We start from the raw sequence: 13,958 nt of genomic DNA, 5'->3' as shown, positions 1-13,958 counted from the left end.
GTCCTTCAGCAATGCTTAAGACAGGTTGCCGCGCTTGGCGAGTCCTCAGGCCTCTCCAAACACTCGCGCAAAGATCGTGTCGATGCCCTTGAAGTGGTAGTCGAGGTTGAACTTGTCCTTGATCTGCTCCGCCGTCAGCACGGCCGCCACTTCAGGGTCTGCCTTGAGCAGTTCCATCAGCGAAAGCTGGCCATCCGATTCCCAGACCTTCATCGCGTTGCGCTGCACCAGTCGGTAGGATGCATCACGCTCAAGCCCGGCCTGCGTCAGCGCCAGCAGTACGCGCTGCGAGTGGACAAGGCCGCCCATCTTGTCGAGGTTCTTCTGCATCCGCTCGGGGTAGACCAGCAGCTTGTCGATTACCGAGGTGAGGCGCGCCAGCGCGAAGTCCAGCGTGATGGTCGCGTCCGGGCCGATGAAGCGCTCAACCGATGAGTGCGAAATGTCGCGCTCATGCCACAAGGCCACGTTTTCCAGCGCCGGAGTGACGGCGGAGCGCACCATGCGCGCAAGCCCGGTCAGGTTCTCGGTCAGCACCGGATTGCGCTTGTGCGGCATGGCCGACGAGCCTTTCTGGCCGGGCGAGAAGTATTCCTCAGCTTCAAGCACTTCGGTGCGCTGCAGATGGCGGACTTCCACGGCAAGTCGCTCGATGCTGCTGGCAATCACACCCAGCGTTGCAAAGTACATCGCGTGGCGATCGCGCGGGATAACCTGCGTTGATACCGGCTCAACCTCAAGTCCCAGCTTCTCGGCAACATATTCCTCAACGGAAGGATCGATATTCGCAAAAGTCCCCACCGCGCCCGAAATTGCGCACGTCGCCACTTCCGCCCGCGCAGCAACAAGGCGCGCCCGGCAGCGGGTGAATTCGGCATAGGCTTCGGCGAGCTTCTTGCCGAACGTCGTGGGCTCGGCATGAATGCCATGGCTGCGGCCGATGGTGGGCGTGTACTTGTGTTCAAAGGCGCGGCGCTTGATCGCTTCCAACAGCGCATCGATGTCGGCCAGCAGCAGGTCGGATGCGCGGGCAAGTTGCACGCTGAGCGTTGTGTCCAGCACGTCAGAGCTGGTCATGCCCTGATGCATAAAGCGCGCTTCCAGCCCTACCTGTTGCGCCACCCAGTCCAGAAAAGCGATGACGTCATGCTTGGTCACCGCTTCGATCGCGTCAATTGCCGCAACGTCGATGGTCGGGTTTGTCGCCCACCAATCCCACAGCGCCTTGGCGCCGCTCGGCGGCACTACGCCCAATTCGCCCAGCTTTTCGGTGGCGTGCGCTTCGATCTCGAACCAGATGCGATAGCGGGCTTCAGGTTCCCAGATCGCGGTCATCGCGGGGCGGGCGTAGCGGGGGACCATGTTCGACTCCAGTATAATGGGTGCGCGGTGCGGCTAGGGAAGGGGGCGCTTTATGGCAAGGGGCAAGACGCCAGAGCCTTGATTCAGAATGTGGGATTTTCCTGCACGAATCGCTGCACCACAGTCTGTGCACCAAAGTCGGTCAAGTGTGTCCAGTCGTGATATATCGCCTTGCCTTGTTGCCTTAGGGTGCAGGTCCGATCGTCGCACAGCACTTGCGCCGGGTCGAAAAATCGCGTGTTCGGCAATTCTTGCGTTGTTTTGGCCAGAAGGGGATTGATGCCCTGACTCTCGGCCAGCGCACGCGGAAACGTTGAAGCGCACGTCACGTTGATGAAAGCAAGGCAGCGCACATAGCCCCCCTCCATCGGATCGCCGGCCGCCATGGCAGTGGGGGTACTGCCGATGATGATCAGGCGCGTTTCGGGCGGCAGAGAGGCGCGCACTTGCGCTATCCCCCGGCGCATCGCCTGCCAGCCCTGACTCGTGGATTGGCCCACGCTTTGCAATGATCCGGTTTCGTACATCTCAACCTTCCAGCGCTGTGCCCAGATCACCGCGCCGATCTGTCGCTCGCGCACGAGCTGCGCCAGTCGGCCAGGGCGGCTTGCACAATCCAGCGCGGCCTCGGAACGGTCGTTGAAGTTGCTGAGGCCTGGCAGGGCAAGGCATCCCGGCGCGGTAAAGACTGCGCCATTGCCATAGCGGCCGTTCAGCGCCGGGAAGTACTGGCGGGCGAAGCTGTCGCCAAAGACCACGAAGTTCAGCGGTGACTTTCCGGTCGGGATCACTTCCCAGACTCTGTCCCCCGGCGGTGGAATGTTGCCCAGTGCTTCGCTGACCGGGGCGCTGCGCGGCTTGAGCCAGCGCAAATGCCCGGCAAGCCCCGGCAGGACCACCAAGGCAAGCATCACACAGCAGCCTGTCACAAGCATCATCGGATTGCGAAAAAGCTGACCGCTGCGCACCGGTCGTTCAATGAAGCGAAGCGACATGAACCCCAGAAACACTGCAAGCGCAACAGTGCCGCCCGTGACCCAGATCGGAGGATAACCGAGCCAAACATAGTCGAGCGTAGCCAGCAGCGGGTTGTGCCAGAGATAGATGCCATAGGACGCTGCGCCTATGGCCGTCAGCGGCGCAAGGCTCAGCACTTTTCCCGCCAGGTTTTCGGCAGAAGCGTGCTGCAACACCAGCGCTGCACCAATTACTGGCAGCAGCATCAGCCATCCCGGCGTCGTTGATGGATCAACCAGCGCATAGCCTGTCATGATCATCGCCAATCCGGCGAGCGCTACCCACCCCCGCGTTCGCGTCGCTGGCACTACCGCACAAATTGAACCGACAAGCAGTTCCCACGCTCGCGTCAACAGCGCGAAGAAGGCCAATGAGGGATCGCTTGTCCGCAGGAGCAAGCCGCTGGCAAACGACGCTAGGGCCAGCATGACAAAGACCGCTGACAACACACGGCCCCTCTTGGCCGGGAAGCGCCGACCCATCAGCAGCAGGCCCACCACCAGGAGCGGAAAAACAATGTAGAACTGCTCCTCCACGCTGAGCGTCCACAAATGCAGGAGCGGGGCAAAGCCTTCGTCATCGTCGAAGTAGCTGGTCTTTTGCGCGAACAGCATGTTGGCTGCAAAGATGGCGCTGGCGACCATGCTCTGCGAAAACTTGCGGAAATCAGGAGGGGTCATCGTTGCCCAAGCCAGCAGCAGGCTGACCAGCAGCACAGGGAACAGCGCAGGCAAGATACGCCTTGCGCGCCGTTCATAGAAGCGGCGCAGGGTGAAGCGTTCCTGTGCTTGTTCGTCCAGTATCGTGCGCGTGATCAGGTATCCGCTGATCACGAAGAATACGTCCACCCCGGCAAAGCCGCCGCCAAGGCCCGGCATCCAGGCGTGAAACAGCACGACCGGAATCACCGCGAGCGCGCGCAGCCCTTCGATTTCACCCCTGTATTGCAACTGCCGCCCGCCAATGCCCCATCGCCCGCACAGTGGCGGAACCTTGCAGGGCGCGCAACCGGCTGATGCCCCGCTCGGCACAGCAATTGCGCACCGGGTCGTCCCGCGATAAGCGCTTCAACATACGCTATTCAGGAGCTTTCAGATGGTTCGCAACGTTCTGGTCATCGCCGCGCTCGGACTTTCAATCGTGCTTGCTGGCTGCAACACGGTCAAAGGCCTTGGCCGTGATATCGAATCGGTTGGTAAGGCTGGCCAAAGGGCCATCTGATCAGATCAGCCCTTTGGCCTTCAGCGAAGTATGCCCCTCGCGGCCGATGATGATATGATCGTGCACGGTCATGCCCATCAGGCGCGCCGCTTCCATGATCTTTTGCGTGACCTGAATGTCCGCACGGCTCGGCTGGGGTGAGCCGGAGGGGTGGTTGTGGACAAGGATCATTGCCGCTGCGCCCACGTCGAGGCCCTTTTTCACAACCTCACGCGTATAGATCGGGCTTTCGTCCAGCGTGCCATCACCCACCAGATGATCGAGAATCAGCATGTTCTGCGTGTTGAGATACAACACGCGCACCCGCTCCACGTTCAGGTGCGCCATATCGATGTGCAGATAGTCCAGCAGCGCCTGCCAGTTTGACAGCACGGGCTGCTCGCGCACCGTGGTCCTTGCCAGACGCCGCGCGGCCAGCGCCACGATGTGCAACGCTGCCGCGCTCGTCTCACCCATGTTCGGATGCAGTGCCAGTGCCTGTGGATCGGCATTCAGAACCCCTGCAAGGCTCCCGAAGCGCTGCACCAGCGAGCGTGCAATCGGTTTCGTATCGATGCGCGGGCGCGCCACCATCAGCAGGTATTCAATCACTTCATGGTCGGCCAGCGCATCGTCACCGCCTTCCAGCAGTCGTTTGCGCAACCTTGCGCGATGGCCGCTGGGGTCCGCGCCATCGAATGACGTTTTTCCGCCCTTTGCAGAGTCCTGTTCAGGAAAGAGTCGGGTCTGGTCGGCCATGCAATCCCTTGCGGGCACCGAAAAGGGGCTCGCGCGTTCAACGCCGTGCATTGCCCAAGCCGAGGGAGTGCGCAAGAAGGGGGCCAATGGCAGATCGTTTCGAAATGGCGGAATCCGGCGCCGTGCCCAAGGTCGAGGACGGCATCGATCCTGCGCCGATGCGTTCGCGCAAGTGGCGTCGGGCGGGGCTGTCTGCGCTTGCCGTGCTGGCGGTGGCGGGCGGCGGCTTGTGGCTTTCGAAGGAACGGCTGGCCGACCGAATCATCGTCGGCCAACTCGCCGCCTATGGCCTGCCCGCGACGTACGAGATCGAAAGCATCGGCCCCGGCCAGCAGATTCTGAAGAATCTCGTCGTCGGCGATCCTCGGCGACCCGACCTGACTGTCGAGCGGGTTTTGGTATCGATCCGCTATCGCTGGGGAGCGCCATACATCGGTGGCGTAACGCTCGTCCGCCCAAGGCTTTATGGCCAGTATCTCGACGGAAAGTTGAACTTTGGCGCGCTCGACAAAGTGCTGTTCGCGCCCAAAACCGACAGCGCGCCCTTCGCCTTGCCCAAGCTTGACCTAACCATCGAGGACGGGCGCGGCTTGATGCTCACCGACTATGGCAAAGTCGGTTTGTCGCTCGAAGGGCAGGGCGCTTTGCAGGACGGTTTCACCGGCACGTTGGCCGCCAGCGCACCCGCGCTTGCCCTGTCCGGGTGCAAGGCCGATCAGGCAAGGCTGTTCGGCACGATAGCCGTTCGCAAGGAACAACCGTCGCTCACCGGCCCATTGCGGCTGGCAAGCCTTGTTTGTGAAGGCGGAGCCCGCAGCGGCCCGATGACCGCACAACTCGATGTCCGTGCCGACAAGGACTTTGCAGGCCTGACTGGCAATGCGGCCTTACGCGGGCAAAAGCTGTCCTTCCCCGGCCTGACTGCCGAATCACTCGCGCTCGACACCCGCCTCGCCTTGCGCGACGGCGCGCTAACCGGGCGGGTCGAGGCCAACGCGGGCAGTGTTGCCAGCCAAGGTGTCCGCTTTGGCCTGCTAGGTGTGGAAGGCGCGATCCGTGCCCGCGATTCGCTAAGCAAGGCGGAATTCCGTGGCGCGTTGCAGGGGGAAGGGCTGCGTCAGGGCACAGCGCTCACCGCTGCCCTCGATTCCGCCCAACGTAGCGCCAACGGGACGCTGGTCGCCCCGATGCTCGCGCAAATGCGCCGCAGCCTGACGCGGGAAGAGCGCGGCAGCCGCCTCACGGGCGAAGTTACCCTGCGCCGCAATGGCGATGCTCTCTCGGTCGTTGTGCCACAGGCGCGCCTGACCGGCGGCAGCGGGCAGGACTTACTCGCGCTTTCACGTTTCCAGATTGCCAGCGCCAGCAATGACGGGCCACCTCTGCTTGCAGGCAACATCACCACCGGCGGCGCTGGCCTGCCGCGCATCGCCGGGCGTATGGAGCGTGGCCGTGCCGGGCAGGCCCTTTTCCGCCTTACTCTTGCGCCGTGGCGTGCCGAAGGTGGCTCGCTCGCGATACCTGAAATGATGATCGCGCAAGTGCCCGATGGCTCGCTGGGCTTTTCCGGCACGGCACAGGTTTCCGGCGCGATTCCCGGCGGTTCCGTGCAAAACCTCGTCCTGCCTGTTAACGGCAGCTACGGTGCGCGCGGCGATCTCGCACTGTGGAAACACTGCGTCAACGCGCGTTTCGATCGCCTGACGCTTGGCAGCGTCGCGGTGGACGGCAACACCCTCGCGCTCTGTCCACCGGGCGGTTCGGCCATCGTGCGCAATGGTGCAAACGGCTTGCGTCTCGCTGCCGGAACCACGGCGCTCGAACTTACCGGCCGTCTGGGCGATTCCCCACTCAGCGTAAAAACCGGTGCAGTCGGCTTCGCATGGCCCGGAACGCTCAACGCCAAGGCGGTCGATGTCACCCTCGGCCCACCCGATACTGCGTCCCGCTTCCGCCTCGCTGATCTTGATGCGCAACTGGGCAAGGACTTTACCGGCAACTTCGGCGGTGTTGAGGCCAGCCTCGCAGCGGTCCCGCTAAACCTAGCCAATGCCTCGGGCCAGTGGCGCTTTGCCGATGGCGCGCTTACGCTCACCGGCGCTGGCTTTGACCTGACCGACCGGCTCGATCCTGCGCGTTTCGAAAAGCTGCGCAGCGATGGCGCCACCCTCACGTTGGCCGACAATCGCATTGTCGCCAACGCCTTGCTGCGCGAAGCAAAGACCTTGCGTGAGGTCGGTTCCGCATCAATCCGCCACGATCTGAACTCCGGCACCGGCCACGCCGATCTTGCTGTGCCCAATCTGGTGTTCGACAAGGGCTTCCAACCTGCCGATCTCACCCGTCTCGCGCTCGGTGTTGTCGCCAATGTCGAAGGCAAGGTTAACGGCACCGGTCGCATCGACTGGAATCCGCGCACGGTCACCAGCACCGGCAACTTCGGCACCGAAAACATGGACCTGGCCGCCGCCTTCGGCCCGGCCAAAGGCCTCAAGGGCCGCATCGAATTCACTGACCTGCTCGGCATGGTCAGCGCGCCGCACCAGAAAGTCACCGTCGCCTCGATCAATCCCGGCATCGAAGTGAACGAAGGCGTGATCGACCTCACGCTGCTGCCCGATCAGGTCCTGCGCCTGCACGATGCACGCTGGCCGTTCCTCAACGGCACGCTGGTGCTCGAACCCACAGACTTGCGTCTCGGTATCGCCGAAGCGCGGCGCTACACGATGACCGTGAAAGGCATCGATGCGGCCAAGTTCATCGAAAAGATGGAACTGGGGAACTTATCAGCCACCGGCATTTTCGACGGCCAGTTTCCGCTTGTGTTCGATGCCAACGGCGGCCGGATCGAGGAAGGTACACTGCTGTCCCGCGCGCCGGGAGGCAACGTGTCCTATGTCGGCGCACTGACGTATGAGAACATGGGCGCAATGGCCAACTTTGCCTTCGATGCGCTCAAATCGCTCGACTACAAGACTATGGCCATCGCCATGCGCGGCGATCTTGAGGGCGACATCGTGACGAACGTAAAGTTCGACGGGGTGAAACAAGGCGCTGGCACCAAAAGCAACTTCATCACCAAGCAGGTCGCCAACCTGCCGATCCAGTTCAACGTCAACATCCGCGCGCCGTTCTATCAGATCATGACGTCGTTCAAGGCGATGTACGATCCGGCCTTCGTCAAGGACCCGCGCACTCTGGGTCTCGTCGATGCACAGGGCCGCGCGCTCCAGCGTTTCGGAAACGGAGTGCGCCCCGGCGGCACCCCGGTCATAGTCCTTCCCGGCGCACAGCCCAATATTCAGCCTGCAGAAAGCGGAAACATGCCATGAGGAACCCGGAATTGACCCGATCCGCGAACCCTGCAACGAACAGGCGCATGGGGAACGGATCAAAATTCAGGCAACGCGCCCTGCTCGCGCTGCCGCTGATGGGGGCTTTGGCAATGGCCGGCTGCATTTCGGTGAACGCACCGGACAAGCCGATCGTGATCGAACTCAACATCAACATCAAGCAGGAGGTCGTGTACCGGCTCGCCCAAGACGCGAACGCCACGATCGAGAGCAACCCGGACATCTTCTGATGCGACCGGAAGGTTTGAGGACGGAAACGATGACCAAGGTTTCAATGCGCAAGAGCCTCGCCGCACTGGCCGCCACCGGCCTGATGCTGAGTGCGATAGCTGTGCCGGCCGCCGCGCAAAACCGCGACCCTGCCTACTCCGCCGCGCGCGCCGCAGGGCAGGTGGGCGAAAAAATGGACGGCTATCTGGGATATGTCACCCCGGCGGCTCCTGCGTTGCGCGCCGTGGTTGAAGACATCAACATCAAGCGCAAAGCTGTCTACGCCGAGAAGGCGCAGGCCAACAAGGCAACCGTGGAAGAATACGCGCTCACGTCGGGCTGCCTGCTCATCGCCCAGACGAAACCTGGCGAAAAGTACCAGGCCCCCGACGGTTCATGGCAGACGCGCGGTAACGGTCCCCCGCTGCGCGATTCGCGCTGTCCATAAGCCGAATTTCCGCATACGGGAGGGCGTTCGCTTTTGCACTCATACCTTGGATCAGACACGGTTTGTGACGGTTGACTCAAAACTACCCCCCGCCTAAGGGGGCGGCGCCCTCGGCGGTCACCCGTCGTTTATGCTGCACTTTTGGTCGGGCAACTGACAGGAGAATGGCATGAGTGATGAACCGTCCGGGATCGAACCTATCGGTGAGGATGCGCGGATCGACGCGCTCGACAAGCGGCTGAAAGCCCTTCGAGAGCGGGAAGAAGAGCGCAACCGGCCAAAGGCAGGCGGGGAAACCGATGCGAACTATCGCTTGGGCAACCGTGTGCTGGCGGAACTGATCGGGGGTCTTGCAGGCGGCGCGTTCATCGGCTGGGTCATTGACCAGTTTGCCGGAACAAGCCCTTGGGGGTTGTTGGTGATGTTGTTCATGGGGGTCATCGTGGCCTTCCGCAACATCATCCGAATTTCGAGCCGGCGCCCCGAATAGGGCGCTGTTGTTGTATTCGAGTGATACGGGGTTTTGCGCGTGGCCGAAGGCAAGGTCGATCCGGTTCACCAGTTCACCATCGAGACCCTTTTTGGGACCGAGAACTGGGCCATCGGTGGTTACAACATCGCGTTCACCAATTCGGCGTTGTGGATGGCGATCACCACTGCCGTGCTTGTGGTCTTCGTGGCCGGTGGTGCCAAGCGCCAGCTCGTGCCCGGCCGCTGGCAGATGGCGGTTGAGGGGCTGACAGGCTTTGTTGACAACCTGCTGATGGCTAACATTGGCAAGGCTGGCCGCAAGTACCTGCCGTATGTCTTCTCGCTGTTCGCGTTCATCCTGTTTGCCAACATGCTCGGCCTGATGCCGCTGGCGCTGTTCGGGGTTCACCCGTTCACCTCGACCAGCCACTTCACGGTCACCGGCGTGCTGGCGATCATGAGTTTTGCTATCGTGCTGATCGTCGGCTTTGCCAAGCATGGTCTGCATTTCTTCTCCCTCTTCGTGCCGCACGGTACGCCGGTTCTGATGATCCCGATCATTTTCCCGATTGAGCTGATCTCGTTCATGGTGCGTCCGTTCAGCCTTGGCCTGCGTCTCTTCGTGGCGATGATGGCCGGGCACGTGCTGCTCGAAGTGCTCTCAGGCTTCGTCATCTCCGGCACCAATGCCGGGGTGGGCATCTTCTTCCTCGCCGCTGTTCCCAGCTTCCTGCTGATGATCGGCATTTGTGCGCTGGAACTTCTGGTGGCTGGCATTCAGGCTTATGTCTTTGCCCTGCTCACCTGCGTCTATCTGAACGACGCCGAGAACCTTCACTAATAACCCGCAACATTTATCCAGACGGATTGAAAAGGAGTTTTTGACATGGACGCAGAAAGCGCAAAGCTGCTCGGAGCCGGTCTCGCCGCTGTTGGTGCAGGTCTTGCCTCGCTCGGCGTGGGCAACGTGTTTGCCAAGTTCCTCGAAGGCGCGCTGCGCAACCCCGGTGCTGCTGATGGCCAGCAGGGCCGTCTGTTCATCGGCTTTGCTGCTGCTGAACTTCTGGGCCTGCTTTCGTTCGTCGTCGCGATGATCCTGATCTTCGTTGCCTGATCGGTAAGCGAACTTCATAGATTGTTGAACTGATGGCCGGGGTTCGCCCCGGCCGCCTGACGCCCGGACACCCGCGATGCCTCAGATTGAACAGCTTGCCAGCACTTATGCCAGCCAGGTTTTCTGGTTGCTGGTGTTTTTCGGCATCATCTTCTTCGTGATCGGCCGGGGCATGTTGCCCAAGGTCGTTTCCACGATGGATGGCCGCGACAAGCAAATCGCCGACGACCTTGCCGCTGCCGAAGCCGCACGCGCCGCCGCCGATGCGCAGGAAGAGGCATGGCGCGTCCAGGCCAACCAGCAGCGTGCTTCGGCTCAGGCCGTGATCGCTGCTGCCAAGGCAGACGCGGCCAAGGCTACCGAAGCCAGCCTCGCCGTCGCTGCGGCTCGTATTGACGAGACCGTGACTGCTGCCGAAGCCCGTATCGCCGCCGCCCGCGCTGCCGCGCTGGGTGAAGTGGAAGGCGTGGCCGCCGAAGCCGCGCAGGATATCGCAAGCCGCATCGCCGGTCTGTCGATCCCTGCCGACGAAGCGCGCGCCGCCGTGAAGGGAGTTCTTGCGCATGGCTAATCCGGTTGAAACCACTGCGGTGGTGGAACACGGCGCCGCTGCCGAACACCACGTCGAACCTTCTGCGCTGGGCCTCGGGCCAGGCGCATGGGCAGCCCTTGCGATGATCGTGTTTCTGGGCATTCTTGTTTACAAGAAGGTTCCGGGCCTGATCGTCGGTGGTCTCGACAAACAGATCAATGCGATCCGCAAGCAGCTCGATGAAGCCAAGGTGCTCCGCGCCGAAGCCGAAAAGCTGCGCGCCGAATACGCCGCCAAGATCGCCAACGCCGAAAAAGACGCGGCCTCGATGGTCGAACACGCCAAGACCGAAGCCGCCGCGATCGTCGCGAAGGCCGAAGCCGACGCTGCCATGACCATCACCCGCCGCGAAAAGATGGCGTCCGACAAAATCGCCGCCGCCGAACGCGCCGCCATCGATGACCTGCGCGCCAAGGCCGCCGAAGCCGCAACCGCCGCAGCTCGCCAGTTGATCGCTAAGAACCACTCCGCCGGAGCCGACAAGGCGCTGGTCGATGGCGCCATTGCCGGTCTGGTAAACTGATCCGCTAACCCGCGCGTCAGGGCTGAAAGAACACAAGACCCCTTCCGGTTAGCGCCGGGAGGGGTTTTGTTTTTCTGATATGGATTGCGCCTGCGGAACAAGGGTTGGCAGCGACAAAAGCCTCTATTGCGACTGCGGTGCACATGAACTGCGTCAGCGGGAACGGCGCTCGCTATTCCATTCCCGATTCTTGCGTGCCAAGAACTCATCGAAGTCGAACGGTTGAGGCTCGCCTGACTGCTCTCCCTCAATAAGGGCTCGCTCAAGCGTACGCACTTTCGCAGCGTGCTCTTCACGACATTGTGCGTCCTTGTCCGTCACGCCCGCGTAGACCCCCGGATCACCAGCCTAACCGGCACGCGCCGCCCCGACCCTTCGGTCCCGTTGATTTTCGCCAGCAACTGCTCCACCAGCAGCGCGCCGGCCATCTGGAAGTCCGGCTCGATCGAGGTGAGGGGAGGGGTGGACCATGCGCCTGCGCGGATGCCGTCGAAGCCGATGATGCCCACCTGATCCGGGATGGCATAGCCCCGCAAGGTCAGTTCCTTCAGCGCGCCCAGCGCCATTTCGTCACATACCGCAAAGATTGCGTCAAACGGCTCGCCGCTTTCGGCCAAGGCAATCGCTGCAAGTCGCCCTTGCTCCTCGCGCGCCAGCCCGCTGTCCACCTGCTGCAGGCGTGGTTCCAGCCCGGCGGAGCGCATTGCCTCGGCATAGCCTTCATAGCGTTCCTGAAACTGCCGCTGCGGCGATGTGGCAGAGCCGATGCACACGATCTTCTGATACCCGCGCACCAGCAGGTGCCGCGTCGCCAGCGTCGCGCCCGAAAGGTTGTCGCTGCGCACCCACGGCATTTCGTTGTCGGGCGATCCCCAGCAGGTCCAGTGCGTGCCCTGCGGCATGTCGCCGAAATAGTCCCACGCCTTGGTGTTGGTGGTCGTGCCGATCACGATCATGCCGTCGGCCTTGCGCCGCTCCTGAAAGTGCCCCCAGAAGTTCTCCGGCGCATCCTGAAACGCCACCAGCGTTTCATACCCGCGCGCCGATGCCGCCGCGCAAGTGCTTCCCAGCAGCGAGAAATAGAACGGGTTGATGTCCTTGCGGTCCTGCGCCTCACGACAGATCATCACCACTGCCAGCGTGCCCGTCCGCCCGCGCCGCAGCCGCGCCGCATTCTCGTCCACCTGATAGTTCAGCCGCCGCGCCGCCTCGATCACGCGCTGCCGCGTAGGCTCGCTGATGGACGTATCACCGGCCAGCGCGCGGCTAACGGTGGACTGGCTGACGCCTGCCGCCTCGGCCACGTCGAACGACGTTACGCGGATGATCTTCCTGTCATTCACCAAATTACGTCCCCCGGGTCAGCTTGTCCTTAGCAGGAACAGCGTCAGCGGAAAGTGTCCTTGGCAAGGCGCAGTGCGGCAAATGTTTCGACCGGTGAAGAACCACCCCACCGCGCTGCCATTTCGGGATCATCTGCCCGCAGGAACGGATTGGCGGTAAGCTCTGCCCCCAGCGTCGTCGGCACCGTCCACTCCCCCCGCACGCGCTTGTCCTCCACCTTATCTGCATAGGCGACCAGCGCTTCATTGTCAGGGTCAGCAAACACCGCAAACCGCGCGTTGGCCTGCGTATACTCATGCGCGCTGTAGAGCGTCGTCTCCGCAGGCAAAGCCTTCAACCGCGCAAGGCTCGCCCAGAATTGCTCCGGCGTGCCTTCAAACATGCGCCCGCAGCCCAGTGGAAACAGCGCATCCCCCACAAACGCCATGGCCGCCTCTGGCACATGATAGGCAATGTGCCCCAGCGTATGCCCGCCCACATCGATTACGTGCGCCGAGTAAGCTCCAAGCCCCACCACATCGCCCTGCGCCACCGCCCGGTCCACGCCCGCAATCTTCGCCGCATCTCTGGCGGGAGCCACGATTATGCACCCCGTTGCAGCCTTGATGGCCTCATTCCCGCCTGCATGATCAGGATGCCAGTGGGTGTTCCAGATTTGCGTGATCCGCCACCCTTTCGCCTCGGCCTCGCGCAAGTAGGCATCGGCATCGGGCGTATCGATGCACGCCGTTTCCCCGCTCGCAGGGTCATGCACGAGGAAGCCGTAGTTGTCGGACAGGCACGCGAACTGGTGGATTTGTAGCGTCATGCCCCCAGCTTAGCGCCGTGCGCGCCACAAAGCAAAAGCCCGCCCGGATTGCTCCGAGCGGGCCTTGCATAATCTTACCAACCGCTCCCCCGCGAAGGCGGGGGCCTCAGTCGGCGTGGCGCTTGGTGGCCTGAGGTCCCCGCCTGCCCTTCGGGCAGTTTACCCTGAGCGGCCGGCCTTCCGGCCAGCCGAAGGGCGGGGACGCGCGCTCTTACGAGCGAGCCTTCAGCGCCGCACCAAGGATGTCGCCCAGCGAAGCGCCGGCATCCGAGGAACCGTACTGTTCCACCGCTTCCTTCTCTTCATGGAGCTGACGCGCCTTGACCGAGAAGTTCGGCTTCTTCGAACGATCGAAGCCGGTGACCATCGCATCGAGCTTCTGGCCAACCTGGAAGCGGTCGGGACGCTGTTCGTCACGGTCGCGGCCCAGATCCGAACGCTTGATGAAGCCGGTTGCGCCGTCTTCGCCAGCCTGCACTTCAAGGCCGCCATCGCGGACTTCAAGGATGGTGACGGTGACGACTTCGCCGCGACGCAGCGAACCTGCAGCAGCAGCCGAAGTGCCGCCAGCAGCCGGAGCACCCTTTTCAAGCTGCTTCATGCCAAGGCTGATGCGTTCCTTCTCGACGTCCACGTCGAGAACCACGGCCGAGACTTCCTCGCCCTTGCGGTGCAGCGCCAGCGCGTCTTCGCCCGAGATGCCCCATGCGATGTCCGACATGTGGACCATGCCGTCCACGTCGCCGTCCAGACCGAT

General features: G+C 62.5%; 16 protein-coding genes. 9 read left to right on the top strand and 7 right to left on the bottom strand.

Annotated elements, in window-relative coordinates; all coding sequences use genetic code 11:
* Window positions 1–45: 45 nt before the first annotated feature.
* Both purB and B7X90_RS10115 read right to left on the bottom strand, forming a co-directional pair.
* Window positions 46–1,362: an adenylosuccinate lyase gene (purB, locus tag B7X90_RS10120; protein ID WP_292624131.1), complete on the bottom strand. Its 1,317-nt coding sequence runs from the start codon at window positions 1,360–1,362 to the stop codon at window positions 46–48.
* 83 nt (window positions 1,363–1,445) lie between these two features.
* Window positions 1,446–3,329 (bottom strand): acyltransferase family protein, encoded by a 1,884-nt coding sequence (locus B7X90_RS10115; RefSeq protein WP_292624129.1) that lies wholly within the window; start codon window positions 3,327–3,329, stop codon window positions 1,446–1,448.
* Window positions 3,330–3,474: 145 nt separating this feature from the next.
* Between B7X90_RS10115 and B7X90_RS10110 the strand changes: the two genes are divergently transcribed.
* A complete protein-coding gene (locus tag B7X90_RS10110; protein WP_292624127.1) occupies window positions 3,475–3,600 on the top strand; it encodes an entericidin A/B family lipoprotein in 126 nt (41 codons plus the stop codon).
* On the opposite strand, the gene radC is transcribed toward B7X90_RS10110, so the two are convergent.
* The gene (radC, locus tag B7X90_RS10105; RefSeq protein WP_292624126.1) at window positions 3,601–4,338 is read right to left on the bottom strand and encodes a DNA repair protein RadC; all 738 of its coding nucleotides are present in this window, start codon (window positions 4,336–4,338) and stop codon (window positions 3,601–3,603) included. It lies immediately after the preceding gene.
* Between the two features lie 86 nt (window positions 4,339–4,424).
* On the opposite strand from radC, the gene B7X90_RS10100 reads away from it, so the two are divergent.
* The 8 genes from B7X90_RS10100 to B7X90_RS10065 all read left to right on the top strand — a co-directional run bounded on the left by B7X90_RS10100 (window position 4,425) and on the right by B7X90_RS10065 (window position 11,049).
* Window positions 4,425–7,670, top strand: a complete 3,246-nt coding sequence (locus B7X90_RS10100) for a YdbH domain-containing protein (protein WP_292624124.1) — start codon at window positions 4,425–4,427, stop codon at window positions 7,668–7,670.
* The gene (locus B7X90_RS10095) at window positions 7,667–7,921 is read left to right on the top strand and encodes a YnbE family lipoprotein (protein ID WP_292624123.1); all 255 of its coding nucleotides are present in this window, start codon (window positions 7,667–7,669) and stop codon (window positions 7,919–7,921) included. The genes B7X90_RS10100 and B7X90_RS10095 overlap by 4 nt, the downstream gene beginning before the upstream one ends.
* Before the next feature lie 29 nt (window positions 7,922–7,950).
* The gene (locus B7X90_RS10090) at window positions 7,951–8,349 is read left to right on the top strand and encodes a YdbL family protein (RefSeq protein ID WP_292624122.1); all 399 of its coding nucleotides are present in this window, start codon (window positions 7,951–7,953) and stop codon (window positions 8,347–8,349) included.
* A gap of 169 nt (window positions 8,350–8,518) precedes the next feature.
* Window positions 8,519–8,839 (top strand): AtpZ/AtpI family protein, encoded by a 321-nt coding sequence (locus B7X90_RS10085; protein WP_292624121.1) that lies wholly within the window; start codon window positions 8,519–8,521, stop codon window positions 8,837–8,839.
* 39 nt (window positions 8,840–8,878) lie between these two features.
* Entirely contained in the window at window positions 8,879–9,661 is a 783-nt protein-coding gene (locus tag B7X90_RS10080) for a F0F1 ATP synthase subunit A (protein ID WP_292624120.1), read from the top strand.
* A 45-nt stretch (window positions 9,662–9,706) separates the two neighbouring features.
* A complete protein-coding gene (locus B7X90_RS10075; RefSeq protein WP_011444975.1) occupies window positions 9,707–9,934 on the top strand; it encodes a F0F1 ATP synthase subunit C in 228 nt (75 codons plus the stop codon).
* Between the two features lie 76 nt (window positions 9,935–10,010).
* Entirely contained in the window at window positions 10,011–10,505 is a 495-nt protein-coding gene (locus tag B7X90_RS10070) for an ATPase (protein ID WP_292624104.1), read from the top strand.
* Complete coding sequence (locus B7X90_RS10065) at window positions 10,498–11,049, top strand: hypothetical protein (protein ID WP_292624102.1); 552 nt, start codon at window positions 10,498–10,500, stop codon at window positions 11,047–11,049. Before B7X90_RS10070 ends, B7X90_RS10065 begins: the two co-directional genes overlap by 8 nt.
* A 153-nt stretch (window positions 11,050–11,202) precedes the next feature.
* Here the strand turns inward: B7X90_RS10065 and B7X90_RS18365 are convergent, their stop codons facing one another.
* The 4 genes from B7X90_RS18365 to B7X90_RS10050 form a co-directional block, all read right to left on the bottom strand.
* Window positions 11,203–11,370, bottom strand: coding sequence for a type II toxin-antitoxin system ParD family antitoxin (locus tag B7X90_RS18365; protein ID WP_366409680.1), 168 nt, complete (start codon window positions 11,368–11,370; stop codon window positions 11,203–11,205).
* A complete protein-coding gene (locus B7X90_RS10060; RefSeq protein ID WP_292624100.1) occupies window positions 11,367–12,392 on the bottom strand; it encodes a LacI family DNA-binding transcriptional regulator in 1,026 nt (341 codons plus the stop codon). The genes B7X90_RS18365 and B7X90_RS10060 overlap by 4 nt, the downstream gene beginning before the upstream one ends.
* A gap of 44 nt (window positions 12,393–12,436) precedes the next feature.
* Window positions 12,437–13,201, bottom strand: a complete 765-nt coding sequence (gene gloB, locus B7X90_RS10055; RefSeq protein WP_292624098.1) for a hydroxyacylglutathione hydrolase — start codon at window positions 13,199–13,201, stop codon at window positions 12,437–12,439.
* A 211-nt stretch (window positions 13,202–13,412) separates the two neighbouring features.
* On the bottom strand, window positions 13,413–13,958 hold a 546-nt coding region (locus B7X90_RS10050), incomplete at its 5' end, for a S1 RNA-binding domain-containing protein (RefSeq protein WP_292624096.1).

Source organism: Novosphingobium sp. 17-62-19 (assembly GCF_002256775.1).
Classification (GTDB): Bacteria; Pseudomonadota; Alphaproteobacteria; order Sphingomonadales; family Sphingomonadaceae; genus Novosphingobium.
This window is presented reverse-complemented; position numbering and strand designations above follow the sequence as displayed.

What these genes read in the sequence shown, in the direction of transcription:
- B7X90_RS10070 (WP_292624104.1), top strand. Translation starts at nt 10,011, where the DNA reads ATGCCTCAGATTGAACAGCTTGCCAGCACTTATGCCAGCCAGGTTTTC.
- radC (WP_292624126.1), bottom strand. Translation starts at nt 4,338, where the DNA reads ATGGCCGACCAGACCCGACTCTTTCCTGAACAGGACTCTGCAAAGGGC.
- B7X90_RS10095 (WP_292624123.1), top strand. Translation starts at nt 7,667, where the DNA reads ATGAGGAACCCGGAATTGACCCGATCCGCGAACCCTGCAACGAACAGG.
- B7X90_RS10075 (WP_011444975.1), top strand. Translation starts at nt 9,707, where the DNA reads ATGGACGCAGAAAGCGCAAAGCTGCTCGGAGCCGGTCTCGCCGCTGTT.
- gloB (WP_292624098.1), bottom strand. Translation starts at nt 13,201, where the DNA reads ATGACGCTACAAATCCACCAGTTCGCGTGCCTGTCCGACAACTACGGC.
- B7X90_RS10065 (WP_292624102.1), top strand. Translation starts at nt 10,498, where the DNA reads ATGGCTAATCCGGTTGAAACCACTGCGGTGGTGGAACACGGCGCCGCT.
- purB (WP_292624131.1), bottom strand. Translation starts at nt 1,362, where the DNA reads ATGGTCCCCCGCTACGCCCGCCCCGCGATGACCGCGATCTGGGAACCT.
- B7X90_RS10100 (WP_292624124.1), top strand. Translation starts at nt 4,425, where the DNA reads ATGGCAGATCGTTTCGAAATGGCGGAATCCGGCGCCGTGCCCAAGGTC.
- B7X90_RS10090 (WP_292624122.1), top strand. Translation starts at nt 7,951, where the DNA reads ATGACCAAGGTTTCAATGCGCAAGAGCCTCGCCGCACTGGCCGCCACC.
- B7X90_RS10110 (WP_292624127.1), top strand. Translation starts at nt 3,475, where the DNA reads ATGGTTCGCAACGTTCTGGTCATCGCCGCGCTCGGACTTTCAATCGTG.
- B7X90_RS10085 (WP_292624121.1), top strand. Translation starts at nt 8,519, where the DNA reads ATGAGTGATGAACCGTCCGGGATCGAACCTATCGGTGAGGATGCGCGG.